The sequence below is a fragment of the Streptomyces sp. NPDC048473 genome (assembly GCF_043200155.1).
Taxonomy (GTDB): Bacteria; Actinomycetota; Actinomycetes; order Streptomycetales; family Streptomycetaceae; genus Streptomyces.
In genome coordinates this window covers 1-16,035 of the sequence record NZ_JBICXE010000032.1, presented here as the reverse complement: position 1 = coordinate 16,035, position 16,035 = coordinate 1, and the positions used below count along the sequence as shown (strand labels likewise).

Annotated in this window: 15 protein-coding genes; 11 read left to right on the top strand and 4 right to left on the bottom strand. The window is 71.1% G+C overall.

Features of this window, described 5'->3' with window-relative positions; genetic code table 11:
- Positions 1-74: 74 nt before the first annotated feature.
- The gene (locus ACGFU7_RS35245) at positions 75-917 is read right to left on the bottom strand and encodes a hypothetical protein (protein ID WP_393701439.1); all 843 of its coding nucleotides are present in this window, start codon (positions 915-917) and stop codon (positions 75-77) included.
- 40 nt (positions 918-957) lie between these two features.
- Here ACGFU7_RS35245 and ACGFU7_RS35240 point away from each other — a divergent pair, with 40 nt between their 5' ends.
- The 4 genes from ACGFU7_RS35240 (at position 958) to ilvD (ending at position 5,602) form a co-directional block, all read left to right on the top strand.
- Complete coding sequence (locus ACGFU7_RS35240) at positions 958-1,914, top strand: Ppx/GppA family phosphatase (RefSeq protein ID WP_393701437.1); 957 nt, start codon at positions 958-960, stop codon at positions 1,912-1,914.
- Between the two features lie 92 nt (positions 1,915-2,006).
- The gene (locus ACGFU7_RS35235) at positions 2,007-2,834 is read left to right on the top strand and encodes a sugar phosphate isomerase/epimerase family protein (RefSeq protein WP_393701435.1); all 828 of its coding nucleotides are present in this window, start codon (positions 2,007-2,009) and stop codon (positions 2,832-2,834) included.
- A complete protein-coding gene (locus tag ACGFU7_RS35230; protein WP_393701434.1) occupies positions 2,831-3,484 on the top strand; it encodes a TetR family transcriptional regulator in 654 nt (217 codons plus the stop codon). Before ACGFU7_RS35235 ends, ACGFU7_RS35230 begins: the two co-directional genes overlap by 4 nt.
- A 267-nt stretch (positions 3,485-3,751) precedes the next feature.
- Positions 3,752-5,602, top strand: coding sequence for a dihydroxy-acid dehydratase (ilvD, locus tag ACGFU7_RS35225; protein ID WP_393701432.1), 1,851 nt, complete (start codon positions 3,752-3,754; stop codon positions 5,600-5,602).
- 39 nt (positions 5,603-5,641) lie between these two features.
- Here ilvD and ACGFU7_RS35220 read toward each other — a convergent pair whose 3' ends face one another.
- Positions 5,642-7,879 (bottom strand): serine/threonine-protein kinase, encoded by a 2,238-nt coding sequence (locus ACGFU7_RS35220; protein WP_393701430.1) that lies wholly within the window; start codon positions 7,877-7,879, stop codon positions 5,642-5,644.
- Positions 7,880-8,008: 129 nt separating this feature from the next.
- On the opposite strand from ACGFU7_RS35220, the gene ACGFU7_RS35215 reads away from it, so the two are divergent.
- The 3 genes from ACGFU7_RS35215 to ACGFU7_RS35205 all read left to right on the top strand — a co-directional run bounded on the left by ACGFU7_RS35215 (position 8,009) and on the right by ACGFU7_RS35205 (position 9,910).
- On the top strand, positions 8,009-8,326 hold the full coding sequence (locus ACGFU7_RS35215; protein WP_393701429.1) for an SH3 domain-containing protein: 318 nt from the start codon (positions 8,009-8,011) through the stop codon (positions 8,324-8,326).
- Between the two features lie 46 nt (positions 8,327-8,372).
- Complete coding sequence (locus tag ACGFU7_RS35210) at positions 8,373-8,897, top strand: hypothetical protein (protein ID WP_393701427.1); 525 nt, start codon at positions 8,373-8,375, stop codon at positions 8,895-8,897.
- A gap of 164 nt (positions 8,898-9,061) precedes the next feature.
- Positions 9,062-9,910 carry a class I SAM-dependent methyltransferase gene (locus ACGFU7_RS35205; RefSeq protein WP_393701425.1) on the top strand — a complete coding sequence of 283 codons (849 nt, stop codon included), beginning with the start codon at positions 9,062-9,064 and terminating at the stop codon, positions 9,908-9,910.
- On the opposite strand, the gene ACGFU7_RS35200 is transcribed toward ACGFU7_RS35205, so the two are convergent.
- On the bottom strand, positions 9,835-11,388 hold the full coding sequence (locus ACGFU7_RS35200) for a SulP family inorganic anion transporter (protein WP_393701424.1): 1,554 nt from the start codon (positions 11,386-11,388) through the stop codon (positions 9,835-9,837). The genes ACGFU7_RS35205 and ACGFU7_RS35200 overlap by 76 nt on opposite strands.
- A gap of 196 nt (positions 11,389-11,584) precedes the next feature.
- Between ACGFU7_RS35200 and ACGFU7_RS35195 the strand changes: the two genes are divergently transcribed.
- The 3 genes from ACGFU7_RS35195 to proC all read left to right on the top strand — a co-directional run bounded on the left by ACGFU7_RS35195 (position 11,585) and on the right by proC (position 14,066).
- Positions 11,585-12,352 (top strand): ABC transporter ATP-binding protein, encoded by a 768-nt coding sequence (locus tag ACGFU7_RS35195; RefSeq protein ID WP_393701422.1) that lies wholly within the window; start codon positions 11,585-11,587, stop codon positions 12,350-12,352.
- Positions 12,349-13,164 (top strand): ABC transporter permease, encoded by an 816-nt coding sequence (locus tag ACGFU7_RS35190; protein WP_393701421.1) that lies wholly within the window; start codon positions 12,349-12,351, stop codon positions 13,162-13,164. The genes ACGFU7_RS35195 and ACGFU7_RS35190 overlap by 4 nt, the downstream gene beginning before the upstream one ends.
- A 92-nt stretch (positions 13,165-13,256) precedes the next feature.
- Positions 13,257-14,066: a pyrroline-5-carboxylate reductase gene (gene proC, locus ACGFU7_RS35185; protein WP_351206190.1), complete on the top strand. Its 810-nt coding sequence runs from the start codon at positions 13,257-13,259 to the stop codon at positions 14,064-14,066.
- 3 nt (positions 14,067-14,069) lie between these two features.
- On the opposite strand, the gene ACGFU7_RS35180 is transcribed toward proC, so the two are convergent.
- Positions 14,070-14,654: a cysteine hydrolase family protein gene (locus tag ACGFU7_RS35180; RefSeq protein WP_393701419.1), complete on the bottom strand. Its 585-nt coding sequence runs from the start codon at positions 14,652-14,654 to the stop codon at positions 14,070-14,072.
- Positions 14,655-14,728: 74 nt separating this feature from the next.
- Here ACGFU7_RS35180 and ACGFU7_RS35175 point away from each other — a divergent pair, with 74 nt between their 5' ends.
- Entirely contained in the window at positions 14,729-15,751 is a 1,023-nt protein-coding gene (locus ACGFU7_RS35175) for a GlxA family transcriptional regulator (RefSeq protein ID WP_393701417.1), read from the top strand.
- The last annotated feature ends 284 nt before the right edge of the window (positions 15,752-16,035 follow it).

Here is a 16,035-nt window from a genome sequence, read left to right as displayed (position 1 = left end):
CCGGGGCGACGACAGCCCGCGCGATGTGACGGGCCGAGCCACCGGAAGGCACCTCAGCCGTCACGCTCCGGTTGTCACGACGGATCCGCCGGGTGCGGCGCCATCGGCAGCAGCGAGGACAGGCGCTCCTCGCACAGCTCGACCAGCCGGTCGTACCCCTTCTTGCCCATCAGCTCGATGAGCTCCGGGCGGTACGACACATACACCGGCTCCCCGGCCCCGTGCGCCGACGTCGCCGATGTGCACCACCAGTGCAGATCGTGACCGCCCGGACCCCAGCCCCTGCGGTCGTACTCGCCGATCGACACCTGGAGCACGCGCGTGTCGTCGGGCCGGTCGATCCAGTCGTACGTACGCCGGATCGGCAGCTGCCAGCAGACGTCCGGCTTGGTCTCCAGGGGCTCCTTGCCCTCCCGCAGCGCCAGGATGTGCAGCGAGCAGCCCGCGCCCGCCGCGAACCCGGGACGGTTCTGGAAGATGCACGAACCCTTCCAGCGCCGCGTCTGGCGTTCCCCGTCGTCGTCGACCTCGACCCAGCCCGACTCCGTACCGACGTCGTGGAACTGCCACAGATCGGGGGTCAGCCGTTCGACATGGCTCGCCACCCGCTTCTCGTCGTCCTCGTCCGAGAAGTGCGCGCCCAGCGTGCAGCACCCGTCGTCCGCACGGCCCGCCTGGATGCCCTGGCAGCCACTGCCGAAGATGCAGGTCCACCTGGACGTCAGCCAGGTCAGGTCGCAGCGGAAGATCTGTTCGTCGTCCGCGGGGTCCGGGAACTCGACCCAGGCGCGTGCGAAGTCGATCCCCGTCTCGTCTTCGGACCGGTTCGGCCCGTTCACTTCCTGTTGCTGCATCTCCTGCTTCGTTTTCTGCTTCTTCGTGATTTTGCCCGGCTTCGCCTTTTTCGTCTTTGGCACGCGCCAAGAGTAAGTCCGCAGTCCCGGTAGCGTTCCGGGTATGAGACTCGGAGTCCTCGACGTGGGTTCGAACACAGTGCATCTGCTGGTGGTGGACGCGCACCCCGGCGCCCGCCCGCTGCCCGCGCACTCGCACAAGTCGGAGCTGCGCCTGGCCGAACTTCTCGACGAGGACGGGGCGATCGGCCCGGACGGTGTGGACCGGCTCGTGGCGACGATCGCCGACGCGCTCCAGGCCGCCGAGGACAAGGGGTGCGAGGACGTTCTGCCGTTCGCCACGTCCGCGGTACGGGAGGCGAGCAACGCCGACCAGGTGCTGGCCCGGGTGCGGGACGAGACGGGCATCGACCTCGCCGTCCTCAGCGGTGCGGAGGAGGCCCGGCTCACCTTCCTCGCCGCGCGCCGCTGGTTCGGCTGGTCGGCGGGGCGGCTGCTGGTCCTGGACATCGGGGGCGGCTCGCTGGAGATCTCGTACGGCATGGACGAGGAGCCGGACGCCGCGGTGTCGCTGCCGCTCGGGGCCGGCCGGCTCACCGCCGGGTGGCTGCCGGGCGACCCGCCGGACCCGGCGGAGGTGAAGGCGCTGCGCCGTCATGTACGGGCCAGGATCGCCCGGAGCGTCGGGGAATTCACCCGCCTCGGGCGCCCGGATCATGTCGTCGGCACCTCCAAGACCTTCAAGCAGCTCGCCAGGATCGCGGGCGCCGCACGCTCCACCGAAGGCCTGTACGTGCAGCGCGCCCTCACCCGCAAGTCGCTGGAGGAGTGGGTGCCGAAGCTGGCCGCGATGACGGCCGAGCAGCGCGGCACCCTCCCCGGGGTCTCCGAGGGCCGGGCCGCCCAGCTGCTGGCCGGGGCGCTGGTCGCGGAGGGAGCCATGGATCTGTTCGGGGTCGAGGAGCTGGAGATCTGCCCCTGGGCGCTGCGCGAGGGCGTCATCCTGCGCCGTCTGGACCACCTGCCGACGGAGCCGACGGAGCAGGCCGCGCTGCGCTGAGCTCCGCCGGGCGGCCGGAAGCCCGCCATGGCCCTCCTCACTTTCCGCCCGGGTCTCTCGGCGCGGCGTCACACTGCCCGTAGGCTGTCCCAGTGGCAGAACCAGTGGTGCGCATCCCGGATGCGAAGGTCGCCCTGTCGACGGCTTCGGTCTACCCGGAGTCGACGTCGACGGCCTTCGAGATCGCCGCGCGTCTTGGTTACGACGGTGTCGAGATCATGGTGTGGACCGACCCCGTCAGCCAGGACATCGAGGCGTTGCGACGGCTCTCGGACTACCACCAGGTGCCGATCCTGGCCGTCCACGCGCCCTGTCTGCTGATCACGCAGCGCGTCTGGTCCACCGATCCGTGGGTGAAGCTCCAGCGGGCCCGTGCCGCCGCGGAGAAGCTCGGGGCGACGACCGTCGTCGTCCACCCGCCGTTCCGTTGGCAGCGCAACTACGCGCGCGACTTCGTCACCGGGATCTGGCGCATGGCGGACGAGACCGATGTGCGGTTCGCCGTCGAGAACATGTACCCCTGGCGCTACCGGGACCGCGAGATGCTCGCGTACGCCCCCGACTGGGACGTCACCAACGACGACTACCGCCACTTCACCGTGGACCTCTCGCACACCGCGACGGCCCGCACGGACGGCATGGCGATGGCCGACCGGATGGGCGACCGGCTCGCCCACATCCATCTCGCCGACGGCAAGGGCTCCAACAAGGACGAGCACCTGGTGCCCGGCCGCGGCGACCAGCCCTGCGCCGAACTCCTGGAGCACCTGGCCCGTACCGGCTTCGACGGCCATGTCGTCATCGAGGTCAACACCCGCCGCGCCATGTCCACCGCCGAACGCGAGGCCGACCTGGCGGAGGCGCTGGCCTTCACCCGTCTCCACCTGGCGTCGTCCTCGGCCGAGGCGCCGCGCCCATGACCGGTGGCCAGACCGGTTCCACCGGTCCCACCAGTCCCGCAGGTCCCGCCCCCAAGCGCCGCGGCCGCCCCTCCCGCACGGCCGAGACCACCGGCCCCGACGCCCGCACCCGCATCCTGGAGGCGGCCCGCACCGAATTCGCGGAGCGCGGCTACGACAAGACGTCGATCCGGGGCATCGCCAAGGCGGCAGGCGTCGACTCCGCCCTCGTCCACCACTACTTCGGTACGAAGGACGAGGTCTTCGCGGCCGCCATCGAGCTCTCCTTCGAACCGGCCCTGGTGATCCCGGCCATCCTCGGCAACGGCACGGACGGCCTGGGGGAGCGGCTGGCCCGCTACTTCATCGCCGTATGGGAGAACCCGGCGTCCAGGGCCCCGCTGCTGGCGATCATGCGGTCCGCACTGACGCACGAGGCAGCGGCGAAGGTCCTCCGCGGTTTCGTCCTGCGCCGCCTCCTGGAACGCATCGCGGAGGCACTGGACGTACCGGACGCGACGTTCCGCGCGGAACTGGCCGCCTCGCACATGCTGGGGATCGCGATGCTGCGCTACGTCATCCGGGCGGAACCACTGGCTTCGGCGCCCCCGGAGAAGATCATCGCAATGGTGGCGCCGACGCTGCAGCGCTACTTGACGGAAGCGGAGTAACCATTCCGGCCTCGCCGGCTACCCCGGCCCCGCGGACCACCTCCACCCCCTCCGGGGCTTGAGGAGCGGGGTCCGGGGCAGAGCCCCGGTTTCGGGAAGGGGCGGGTAGGGGACAGCCCCGCGCAGCGGCCCCACTCTCACTCGCACCACCCCCCACCCCGCCCACCCACCGAGCACCCCATCCCGCATACCGGACACCTTGTCCAGATCTTGGAGCTGGAGGCGTAGGCTCGGAAGCAGTCTTTTCTGTCGAAGGAGCGAGAGACGATGCCCCAGCTGAGGTCCCGCACTGTCACCCACGGCCGCAACATGGCGGGCGCCCGCGCCCTAATGCGGGCCTCGGGCGTAGCGAGCGAGGACATCGGCAAGCCGATCATCGCGGTCGCCAACTCCTTCACCGAGTTCGTCCCCGGCCACACCCACCTGGCCCCGGTCGGCCGGATCGTCTCCGACGCCATCAAGGCCGCAGGCGCCGTCCCCCGCGAGTTCAACACCATCGCCGTCGACGACGGCATCGCGATGGGCCACGCCGGGATGCTCTACAGCCTTCCGTCCCGCGACATGATCGCCGACTCCGTCGAGTACATGGTCGAGGCGCACTGCGCGGACGCGCTGATCTGCATCTCGAACTGCGACAAGATCACGCCCGGCATGCTGATGGCCGCGATGCGCCTCAACATCCCGACGGTCTTCGTCTCCGGCGGCCCGATGGAGGCCGGCCAGGCCACCCTCGTCGACGGCACGGTCCGCAAGCTCGACCTGATCAACGCGATCACCGACGCCGTCAACGAGAACGTCTCCGACGAGGACATCCTCCGTATCGAGGAGAACGCCTGCCCCACCTGTGGCAGCTGTTCCGGCATGTTCACCGCCAACTCGATGAACTGTCTGACCGAGGTTCTCGGCCTCTCTCTCCCCGGCAACGGCTCCGTCCTCGCCACGCACACCGCCCGCAAGGCGCTGTACGAGGACGCCGGCCGCACGGTCGTCGACATCACCAAGCGCTACTACGAGCAGGACGATGCGACGGTCCTGCCGCGCGCCATCGGCACCCGCGCCGCGTTCGACAACGCGATGGCACTGGACATCGCCATGGGCGGCTCGACCAACACGATCCTGCACCTGCTCGCCGCCGCGCAGGAGGCCGAGCTGGCCTACGACCTCGACGACATCAACGAGGTCTCGCGCCGCGTCCCCTGCCTGTCGAAGGTCGCCCCCAACGTGGCCCCCGGCGGCACGTACTACATGGAGGACGTCCACCGGGCCGGCGGCGTCCCCGCCATCCTCGGCGAGCTGCACCGCGGCGGCCTGCTCGACGAGGACGTGTACTCGGTCCACTCCGACTCCCTCGCCGAGTGGCTGAAGAACTGGGACATCCGCGGCGGCTCCCCGTCCCCCGAGGCCGTCGAGCTGTGGCACGCGGCCCCTGGATGCGTCCGTTCCGCGACGGCCTTCTCGCAGTCCGAGCGCTGGGAGACCCTCGACCTGGACGCGGCCGGCGGCTGCATCCGCGACGTGGCGCACGCCTACTCCAAGGACGGCGGCCTCGCGGTCCTCAAGGGGAACCTCGCCGTGGACGGCTGCGTCGTGAAGACGGCGGGCGTCGACGAGTCGATCTGGACCTTCGAGGGCCCGGCGGTCGTCTGCGAGTCGCAGGAGGAGGCCGTCGACAAGATCCTCCGCAAGGAGATCAAGGAGGGCGACGTCGTCGTCATCCGTTACGAGGGCCCGCGCGGCGGCCCCGGCATGCAGGAGATGCTCTACCCCACGTCCTTCCTCAAGGGCCGCGGCCTCGGCAAGAGCTGCGCCCTGGTGACCGACGGCCGCTTCTCCGGCGGTACGTCGGGCCTGTCCATCGGCCACGCATCGCCGGAGGCCGCATCGGGCGGCACGATCGCGCTGGTCGAGGACGGCGACCGGATCAGGATCGACATCCCGAACCGCTCGATCGAGCTCCTCGTCCCCGAGGCCGAGCTGACCACCCGCCGCGAGGCGCTGAACGGCGTGTACGCCCCGAAGGACCGCGAACGCAAGGTCAGCGCGGCGCTGCGCGCGTACGCGGCGATGGCGACGAGCGCGGACCGTGGCGCGGTGCGGGACGTGTCCAAGCTCGGCTGAACAAGGGCTGAGACCGAAGCAGGCCGCCGGACCCCGCTCTCACCAGTGAGCGGGGTCCTGTCCGTCGACGGCGAACACGGACCCGTCGGGCGCGGTCCCGAAGACGGTCCGGCCGGCGGCGACAGGGGCGGGCAGCGCCGATGCGTACGTGAGCTTCCCGTCCCGGAGCCGAGGACTCGTCTGACCCAGGAGCGTTCCGCGCTCGGTGTCCACGGCGAGCAGCCGCCCGTCCGCCGCCGAGAAGTACAGCCGGTTCCCCGTGGCGAGAACGGGCGCCGACGTCCGCCCGGCAGCGGTCTCCAGCTGCCAGCGAACAGTTCTGCCGCCGGCCGGGCGCGTGTCGACGGCGACCAGGGTCCCGCCGTGCGCCAGCAGATAGGCGGTGTCCCCGCCCATCACGACCTCCGGTTCGTTCATCCGGAACGGCAGCGCGACCCGTGCGACGCGCCCCCGCTCCGGGTCGTAGCGGACGAGCCCGACGGTCTGGGCGTCCCCGTTCATGGATGTCAGGACGAGCGCACCGTCCGAGGTCCCCACCGGGGTGAGCATTCCGTCCAGCCGCCGTTGCCATGCCGCGTGCCCCGTTGCCGCATCGACGGCCGTGACCAGCGTGGTGGACCCGTAGGCCGAGTGCTCGAACGCGTAGACCAGCCCTGATCCTTCGTCGTACAGCGCGTAGTCCGGCCGCTGGTGCCCGGTGAGCGGATGCCGCCAGAGGGATACGCCGGTCGCGGAGTCGAGCGCTTCGGTCGTGCCGTCCTTACTGACCAGCAACAGCGTGTCACCTGCGGCGAAGGGGGTGCCGAGGTACGGGGAGAGATCCGCGTCCCAGACCTGTTCGCCCTTGGCGGGGTCGTACGCCCGGAGCTTCCCGCCCGGCACCGCCGTATGTACCAGACCGCCGGAGACCGACACCACGCCGACCGACGGGGTGTCCCCCGCGGTACTGCGACGGGACCACAGCACCCGTCCGTCCGCGGGGTCCAGCCGGGCCGCGCCGATACCGTCGGCCGCGCAGTACAGCGCCGCGGACGGGCCGGACGCCTCCTCGCCGGCACCGCCCGCCGAGGAACAGACCGGCGTAGAGGTGCCCGAGGTCAGAAGCGGCGTCCGCCACGGCGCGAACGCCGCCGCCGGGCCCTTCGTACCGCCTGACTCACCCGACTCACCGGAGCCGCTCGACTCACCCGAGCCGCCCGAGTCACCCGCCACACCGCTGGCCCACACCCCACCGGCACCCATGACGAGCAGCGCCGCGGTGGCTGCCAGCCATCGCCGCTTGCCGCCACCGCTCGCAGTCGTCTTCCTGCCCCGCGCAGCTGCGCCCGCACCTACGTGCGTGTCCGCATCCGCGTCCGCCCCCGTCGCGATCTGCAGCCCCGGTCCCGGCACCGCCGGGGCTCCGACGGCACCCGGCCGCCGCTGCGACGGTATGAACGCGGCGGCGTCGTACGAAGGAGGGTGCAGCGCCGCCATGATGTCGTCCGGAGTGGGCCGCTCCGCAGGGTCCTTCGCCAGGCACTGCCCGATCAGCGGAGCCAGATCCGTCGGAACCCCTGCCAGATCGGCCTCGTCGTGCACCACCTGGTAGGCCACGATGTACGGGCTGTCGGAGTCGAAGGGCCCCCGGCCGGTCGCCGCATGGACGAGCACGGCCCCCAGGGCGAACACATCCGCGGCGGGCCCGACTTCACGCGGCCGCTGGAACTGCTCGGGCGCCATGTACGGCGGCGAGCCGATCAGCTTGCCCGTCTCGGTGCGCAGATCGCTGTCGTACGGCCGGGAGATCCCGAAGTCGATGACCTTGGGTCCGGAGTCGGAGAGCAGCACATTGCTCGGCTTGAGGTCGCGGTGGATCACTCCGGCCCGATGGATGTCGCGCAGCGCCTCGGCAAGTCCCGCCGTCAGCCTGCGCAGTTCCGCGGGAGCCATCGGCCCGTTCCGCTTCACCTGGTCGGAGAGCGTGGGACCGGGCACGTACAGGGTGGCCATCCACGGCCGTGCGGCGTCCGGATCGGCATCGACGACCGGTGCCGTGAAGGCCCCGCTGACCCGCCTCGCCGCCCCGACCTCCTGCCGGAAGCGTGCCCTGAACTCAGGGTCTGCCGAGTAGTGCCGGTGCACCACCTTGACGGCGAGCTGCAGTCCCGAGGTGGAGCGTGCCAGGTGCACGACACCCATGCCGCCCGCTCCGAGACATGCCTCAAGGCGGTACTGACCGGCGTACTCCGGATGCTCCGCTTCCGGATTGGCTCCGGTACCTCGCAGCGGCGGCATCGCCCACCCCCGTGTGTTCGTCCGCAAGCGCGACGCACGGAGCCTAGTCGATGGTGCGTGCGATACGGGCGGGGCTTGTAGCCTGCGCGTCGTACACACCGTCTCTCAACGGGGGAGGGCCTCACGGCCATGGAAGAGCACACCGACACCACCACCGACGCGGCCGAGGGCGTGGCCACGCCGGCCGGCACCGACGACGTCGCCCGGTATCCCATCGCGCCCGGCTACCGCGTCAACGTCCGCACGGGACCGGGCACTCAGTACGGCATCGTCAGGACACTCCCGTACGGAATGAAGGTTCCGGTCTACTGCCAGAAGCCGGGGGAGCGGGTCACCGGCCCGTACGGCACCTCGAACCTCTGGGACAACATCGCCAACGGCCAGTTCGTGGCGGACGTCTACGTCCACACAGGCAGCGACGGCTACATCGCCCCGCGCTGCGACTGACGGGGACGGCGACCGGGACCGCAGGCGCCCGGGGATAATCGACCTCGTGAGCGAGAACAGCGAAGCCCCCGCCGCCGGCACCACGCCCGGCCCGCAGCCCGAGCCCCTGCTCTTCTTCGGTACGACCTGGGTCGACCACGACGGGGGCTACGGGCTGCGACGCGTCGGGGCGGCGGTCGGCTCCCTCGCGGCCGCGGTCGCCGCCTGCTTCCTACTCCGCTTCGCCTTCCAGGGACTGGAGATCGCCGACGTCGGCAACGTCGTCGGCATCCTGGTCGTCCTGATGTTCGCCATCTGCAGCGCCATCGCCTTCCGCAAGACGTGGGAAGGGTTCAGCCGCCGCCCGGCCGATCCGGCGCGCGAGGCCAATCTGCGCGGTCTCAAGACGATCGGCTTCGTCGGCTCTCTGGTCGCGTACTTTCTCCGTACGTTCAAGGAGGCACCGGGCGAGCAACTGCGCCGCGCGGAGTACGAGACGGCCCTGGCCCGCTATACGAAGCGCCGCTCGGCCCGCACCGGAAACCCGGCCGCCCGCAAGACCACCAAGGGCAAGCGCCCCAAGCGCAAGTAGGGCCCAGCGAGCGCGGGCCCCCACGGCGCGGCCCCCACGGCGCGGGCTCCCACAGCGCGAGCCCCCCACCGCGCGGGCACCCCCACAGCGAGGGCCCCCCGCAAGCTCAGGCGAACCTCCGCAACCGTCGGCACAGCCCCCCTCACGCGGGCCACGATGACCCCATGCCTCCTTCCGACTCCACCCCCAACCCCGACCCCGACCCCGACCTCGACTCCCGCTCCCGCCTGCCCACACCCCGCGCCCTCTCCTTCGACCGTGCAGCCGCCCAGTACGCCGCGGCCCGCCCCGGCTACCCGCCCGCCCTCTTCGACACCGTCGAGGAACTGGCCGGCCGCCCCCTGCGCGGCGCCCGCACCATCGACGTCGGCGCGGGAACGGGCATCTCCACCCGGCTCCTCCACGACCGGGGCGCCCGCGTCACCGCCGTCGAACCGGGCCGCGGAATGGCGGAAGAACTGCACCGGGCACTCCCGTACGTGCCGATCGTGCGCGGCGACGGCAACCGCCTCCCCCTCGCCACCGCATCGGCCGACCTGATCACGTATGCCCAGTCCTGGCACTGGACCGACCGGAGCCGCGCCACCCCGGAGGCCCTGCGGGTCCTGTGCCCCGGCGGCGCGCTCGCCCTCTGGTGGAACGTCTCCGACCACGCCGTCCCCTGGATCGCCGAGCAGGACGCCCGCCTCCGCCGCTTCTTCGGCGCCGACGAGAGCGCCCACGGCTCGCCCGTCCGCTTCCGCGACCTGCCGCCCGAGCTCGGCTTCGTACACCGCACGGTGCCCTGGACCCGACGGGTGTCCCTCGACACCCACCTCGCCAACCTCGGCAGCCACTCCGCCTTCCTCGTCCTCGGTGAGGAACCCACGCACCGATTCCTCACCGAGGAGCGCGACCGGCTCGCGGAGCTCTTCCCGGACGGCACGGTCGAGGAGAGTTACGTGGTCGACCTCAGCGTGGCGATCCGCCCGGGCTCGACCCCGTCCCCACCCCCAGACTCACCGAGCTCCTGATCCGCACGCCGAAGCGCCTCGCGGGCCTCCCGCTCCGCGGTCCAGCCCTCCAGGGCCGCGGCGCACGCGTGGTCGGTGTGGTGCAGCCCGCTGAGGTCCAGCACCACTACCCGGTCGTGCGGCAGGCCGTCCAGCGCGTCCAGCAGCTTCGGCAGGCGCAGGAACGTGGCGTGGCCCGCGACCCGTACCCGTAACGTCCCGTCGTCGCCGCCCTCGTGCGTCTCGATGTGCACATGGCTGATGTCCCAGGCGGTCTTGGCGACGGCCAGCAGCAGCCCCACCAGCACACCCTCGAAGAGACTCGTCGCCACGATCGTCCCCGCCGTCACCGCAAGCACCACCGCCTCACCACGATGCTCACGCCACAGCTGCACCAACGCCCGTACGGGAACGAGCTTGAAGCCCGCGTGCAGCAGCACCGCCGCCAACGCCGCCACCGGGATCACGCCGAGCGCGCTCGGCAGCACAGCCGCGAAGAGCAACAGCCACACCCCGTGCAGCACCCGCGACGCCTTCGTCCTCGCCCCGGCTTGGACATTGGCCGCGCTGCGCACGATCACCGCGGTCATCGGCAGCGCGCCGAGCAGCCCGCACACCGCGTTGCCCACCCCCTGCGCGATCAGCTCCTTGTCGTAGTGCGTCCGCTTCCCGTCGTGCAGCCGGTCCACGGCCGCCGCGCTGAACAGCGATTCGGCCGACGCGATCAGCGCGAACGCGAGGACGGTGCCGATGACGCCCACTTCCGTGAGCCGCGCCCAGTCCCCGGGCCCCGGCGGCCGTACGGCATCCAGCAGCCCGCTCACCGCGACCCGCCGCACGGGCAGGTCGAACAGCCAGGTCGCCCCGGCCGCCAGTCCCACCGCCACCAGGGGCGCGGGTACCACCCGGGCCGCCCGCCGCCACTTCGGCCACAGCGTGAGTACGAGGAGCGCCCCGGTCCCGACGGCGACCGCGCTGCCCGTCACGCCCGTACCGAGCACCAGCCGCGGCAGCCCGCCGAGCTTCTGCCCCATGGACCCGGGCGCCGCCGCATCGGCGAGCACGTACAGCTGCCCCACGACCAGCACCAGGCCGATTCCGGCGAGCATCCCCTGCACCACGGCTACGGACACGGCCCGGAACCACTGCCCGAGCCGCAGCACCCCCAGCCCCGCCTGCACCAGCCCGGCGGCCAGCACCAGCACCCCCAGGGCGCCGACCCCATAGCTGTGCACCGCCTCGTACACGAGCACGGTCAGCCCGGCGGCGGGCCCGCTGACCTGCACACTGCTGCCCGGGAGCAGGCCCGTGACGAGCCCGCCGACTATCCCGGTGATCAGCCCCAGCTCGGCCGGTACCCCGGAGGCGACGGCCACACCCACGCACAGCGGCAGGGCCACCAGGAAGACGACGAGCGAAGCGGTGAAGTCGGCACGCGAAATCGGAAAGGGCCTAAAGCTCGGGCAGTTCGGAAAACCACGCACGGGAAGCACCTCCATCGACTGACGGACACGTCATGGACAGGGAGATGCATGGGTACCGGGGGACGGTGAAATTCATTGTCCTTTACGGGAGTTGAATACCCGGCCCGGATCCGGAACCGGCTGATGGCCACGGAAGCGCAAAGAGGTGGAATGCCTCCGTCCGTTCACGCCCCCTTGACGGGCAGACACCGCCCGGATCAATATTCATCACATGATGAATTCTTCGGGCGTCGCCATCGAGGCCCGCGGCCTCACCGTCGTACGAGGCAACCGCACCGTCCTCCGCGACCTCGACTTCACCGTCGAACCCGGCAGGATCACCGGCCTCCTGGGCCCCTCCGGCTGCGGCAAATCCACCCTGATGCGTGCCGTCGTGGGCACCCAGGCCAAGGTCACCGGCACCCTCGACGTGCTCGGCAGCCCCGCCGGACACCCCACCCTCCGCCCGCGCATCGGGTACGTCACCCAGGCCCCGTCCGTCTACACCGACCTGACCGTCCGACAGAACCTCGACTACTTCGCGGCGATCCTCCAGCCGGGCCGCCGGGACCGGGACGCCCGCCGCGCCGCTGTCACCCGGGCGGTCGCCGAGGTCGATCTGGTCGGCCACGCCGACGCGCTGGCCGGCACCCTGTCCGGCGGTCAGCTCACCCGTGTCTCCCTCGCCGTGGCCCTGCTCGGCACGCCCGAACTCCTGGTCCTCGACGAACCGACCGTCGGCCTGGACCCGGTACTCCGCCGCGACCTGTGGAACCTCTTCCACACCCTCGCCGCCGACCGCGGCACCACACTCCTCGTCTCCTCCCACGTCATGGACGAGGCCGAGCGCTGCCACCGGCTGCTCCTCATGCGCGAGGGCGAGATCCTCGCCGACGACACCCCCGAGGCACTGCGCACCGCCGCCCACGCCGCCACCGTCGAAGAAGCATTCCTCCACCTGGTCGACAAGGCCGCCACCCCTCAGGAGACCGTCCGATGAGCACCACGCACCAGCACCAGCAGCCCTCGCCCCGGAGCGCCCCCCGGAGCCGTCCCCACCCGGCCGCACCACCCCTGAGCCCCGCCCGCACGCTCGCCACCGCCGTCCGCGTCCTGCGCCAGCTGACCCACGACCCCCGCACCGTCGCGCTGCTCCTCCTGATACCGGTCGTGATGATCACGCTGCTCCGGTACGTGTTCGACGGCAGCCCCCGCACCTTCGACGCCATCGGCGCCTCGCTCCTCGGCATCTTCCCGCTGATCACGATGTTCCTGGTGACCTCGATCGCCACCCTGCGCGAACGCACCTCGGGCACCCTCGAACGCCTCCTCGCCATGCCGCTCGGCAAGGGCGACCTGATCGGCGGCTACGCCCTCGCCTTCGGCGCCGTCGCGATCGTCCAGTCCCTCCTGGCCACCGCACTCTCGGTCTGGGCACTCGGCCTGGACGTCACCGGCTCCCCGTGGCTGCTGCTCCTGGTCGCCCTGCTCGACGCCCTGCTCGGCACAGCACTGGGCCTCTTCGTCTCCGCCTTCGCCGCATCCGAGTTCCAGGCCGTCCAGTTCATGCCGGCCGTGATCTTCCCGCAGCTCCTGCTCTGCGGACTGTTCATCGCACGAGACCGGATGGCACCCGTCCTCGAAGCGATCTCGAACGTCCTGCCCATGTCGTACGCGGTCGACGGCATGAACGAGGTCCTCCACCACACCGACATCACCGGCGACTTCATCCGCGACGTCCTGGTCGTCGCGGGCTGCGCCCTGCTCGTCCTCACCCTCGGCGCGGCCACGCTCCGCCGACGTACCGCCTGACCGGCCCCGGTGCGAGGATGACGGACACGAGCACCGAGAACCGTCAGCACGACGCACCGAGAACCGCGAGCACCGCCCGGAGGGTGAACCGCATGACCCAGACAGTTGCAGTCCTCGGCACCGGCAAGATCGGCGAGGCCCTGCTCAGCGGCATGATCCGGGCAGGCTGGCGCCCGGCGAACCTGCTGGTCACCACCCGCCGCTCCGAGCGTGCCGAGGAACTCCACAGCCGCTACGGCGTCGATTCCGTCACCAACGCCGAGGCCGCCAAGCGCGCCGACATCCTCATCCTCGCGGTCAAGCCCCAGGACATGGGCCGGCTCCTCGACGAGCTCGCCGAGCACGTCACCGCCGACCGCCTGGTCATCAGCGCCGCCGCAGGCATCACGACCGCCTTCATCGAGGACCGCCTCACCGCGAACACCCCGGTCGTACGCGTCATGCCGAACACCCCCGTCCTCGTCGACGAGGGCATGTCCGTCATCTCCGCGGGCAGCCACGCCACCACCGAACACCTCGCCACCGCCGAGGCGATCTTCGGCGGCGTCGGCAAGACCCTGCGCGTCCCCGAGTCCCAGCAGGACGCGGCCACCGCCCTCTCCGGTTCGGGCCCCGCGTACTTCTACTTCCTCGTCGAGGCGATGACCGACGCGGGCATCCTGCTCGGCCTGCCCCGCGCACAGGCCCACGACCTGATCGTCCAGGCCGCCATCGGCGCCGCCGTGATGCTCCGCGACAGCGGCGAACACCCGGTCAAGCTCCGCGAAGCCGTCACCAGCCCGGCCGGCACCACCATCAGCGCCATCCGCGAGCTGGAGAACCACGGCGTACGAGCCGCCCTCATCGCCGCCCTCGAAGCCGCCCGCGACCGCAGCCGCGAACTCGCCTCCGGCAACGGCTGACGGCTACCCGGCAGCCTCGATCAGTTCCGCACTGCGCACCACCTTCGCGAACCCACCGCCGTGCAACGACACGGCGGTGGCCCGCGCCAGCTCGTCCGCGCCCAGCGTCCACCCCCACGGCCCGACCCCGTCGAAGGTGTACGTCGCATCCAGCGCGAAGAACACCTCGTACCCGAGGTTCCCGCCCATCCGCGCCGTCGTCTCCGCGCACATATTGGTCTGGATCCCGGCCACCACGATCTGCCGCACCCCGCCCCGATCCAGCCACGCCCCGAGATCGGGCGTCCCGTAGAAGGCGGAGTTCACGCTCTTCGTCAGCAACAGCTCGGGCCCGCTTCCCTTCCCCCGCCGCTCCTCCACATACCCCTTGAAGTCGTTCCCCGGCTGCCCCACCCGCAACGGCGAATCCGGCTTGGGCGAGTCATGCCGTACGAACACCACGGGCCGGCCGCTCGCCTGCCAGGCATCGATCAGCCCCGCGATGTTCCGATCGGCCCCGGGATTGTTCCGCGGCCCCCAGTACGCCTCCTCCTCGAAGCCTTCCTGTACGTCCACCACGACCAGTGCTGCGTTCTCTGCGATCTCCATACGAACGATGCTGCCGCGTCGCACCCCCACGGCCCAGAGCTCAAAAAGCCATCGACCGATGCTTTACTGCCACCGTGCCCATCACGCCCACGACCGCCCGCCCCGCCACCCGCATCGCGCTCGTCTCCTTCCCCGGCATCCGAGCATTCGACGTCTCGGTCATCACGGAGGTCTGGGGCGTGGACCGCACCGACCGTGGCGTCCCGCCCTTCGACCTGCGCCGCACCGCCGCCGACCCGGCCCCCATCCCCCTGCGCGGCGGTCTCTCCCTCACCCCCGACCGCACCCTCGCCTGGCTCACCCGCGCCGACCTGATCGTCGTCCCCGGCCTCGACGACCACCTGACACCGGCCCCCGAACCGGTCCTCGAAGCACTGCGCCGCGCGCACGCCCGAGCCATCCCCATCGCGGCCCTCTGCGGCGGAGCCTTCACCCTCGCCCAGGCCGGCCTCCTCGACGGCCGCCAGGCAGTCACCCACTGGAACCTCACCGACCTCCTGCGCACCCACCACCCCCACGTGACAGTCGTCCAGGACGCCCTGTTCCTCCACGACGACAACATCTGGACGTCAGCTGGCACCGCAGCCGGCATCGACCTCTGCCTTCACCTCGTACGTACGACCCACGGCGCCGAGACCGCCGCGACGATCGCCCGCTCGATGGTCACGGCCCCCTTCCGCACCGGCACCCAGGCCCAGTTCATCGAGCGCCCCACGTCCCACACCGACCGCGACGCCGACACGCTCGCCTCGGTACGGGCCTTCGCCCTGACCCATCTGGCCGAACCCCACACAGTCGCCGACCTCGCCGCCCACGCCGGAATGTCTTCCCGCTCCTTCGCCCGCCACTTCCAGGCCACCACCGGCACGACCCCACTCCGGTGGCTGATCACCCAACGCATCGCCGCAGCCCAGAAGCTCCTGGAACGCACCGACCTCCCCCTCCCCGAGGTCGCCCGCCGCACCGGCTTCGGCAGCGAGATCACCATGCGCCAGCACTTCGCCACCCACCTCTCCACCAGCCCCCGCGACTACCGCCTGGCCTTCCACCGGAGCCCGGACCGGCCCGAGGTTGACACGACACGCCCACATCCGTAATGTTCTCCGAGTTGTCCGACGTGAGCGCTGACCCCGGTCGGTCCCCGGACAGCCATTCCGCAGTAACCACATCTGGTCAGCGACATCTGTCGCTCGACTTTCTGTGCGCATTTGCGAAATGAGGAATCCGCGTTCGAAGGAGCGCGACCCCGATTAGCGTCGAGGCCCTGGATTCGCTAAAGTCTCACTCGTCGGAACGGCCCAACAGCCGGGAAGACAAACCCCACTGACTGGGAATCAGGCCCGAAAGGATCTGATAGAGTCGGACTCGCCGGAAAGGGAAA

Bases quoted from the DNA above. Each gene is read 5' to 3' on its own strand.
- ACGFU7_RS35240 (WP_393701437.1), top strand. From the start codon at position 958: ATGAGACTCGGAGTCCTCGACGTGGGTTCGAACACAGTGCATCTGCTG.
- ACGFU7_RS35230 (WP_393701434.1), top strand. From the start codon at position 2,831: ATGACCGGTGGCCAGACCGGTTCCACCGGTCCCACCAGTCCCGCAGGT.
- ilvD (WP_393701432.1), top strand. From the start codon at position 3,752: ATGCCCCAGCTGAGGTCCCGCACTGTCACCCACGGCCGCAACATGGCG.
- ACGFU7_RS35220 (WP_393701430.1), bottom strand. From the start codon at position 7,879: ATGCCGCCGCTGCGAGGTACCGGAGCCAATCCGGAAGCGGAGCATCCG.
- ACGFU7_RS35215 (WP_393701429.1), top strand. From the start codon at position 8,009: ATGGAAGAGCACACCGACACCACCACCGACGCGGCCGAGGGCGTGGCC.
- ACGFU7_RS35205 (WP_393701425.1), top strand. From the start codon at position 9,062: ATGCCTCCTTCCGACTCCACCCCCAACCCCGACCCCGACCCCGACCTC.
- ACGFU7_RS35200 (WP_393701424.1), bottom strand. From the start codon at position 11,388: ATGGAGGTGCTTCCCGTGCGTGGTTTTCCGAACTGCCCGAGCTTTAGG.
- ACGFU7_RS35195 (WP_393701422.1), top strand. From the start codon at position 11,585: ATGATGAATTCTTCGGGCGTCGCCATCGAGGCCCGCGGCCTCACCGTC.
- ACGFU7_RS35190 (WP_393701421.1), top strand. From the start codon at position 12,349: ATGAGCACCACGCACCAGCACCAGCAGCCCTCGCCCCGGAGCGCCCCC.
- proC (WP_351206190.1), top strand. From the start codon at position 13,257: ATGACCCAGACAGTTGCAGTCCTCGGCACCGGCAAGATCGGCGAGGCC.
- ACGFU7_RS35180 (WP_393701419.1), bottom strand. From the start codon at position 14,654: ATGGAGATCGCAGAGAACGCAGCACTGGTCGTGGTGGACGTACAGGAA.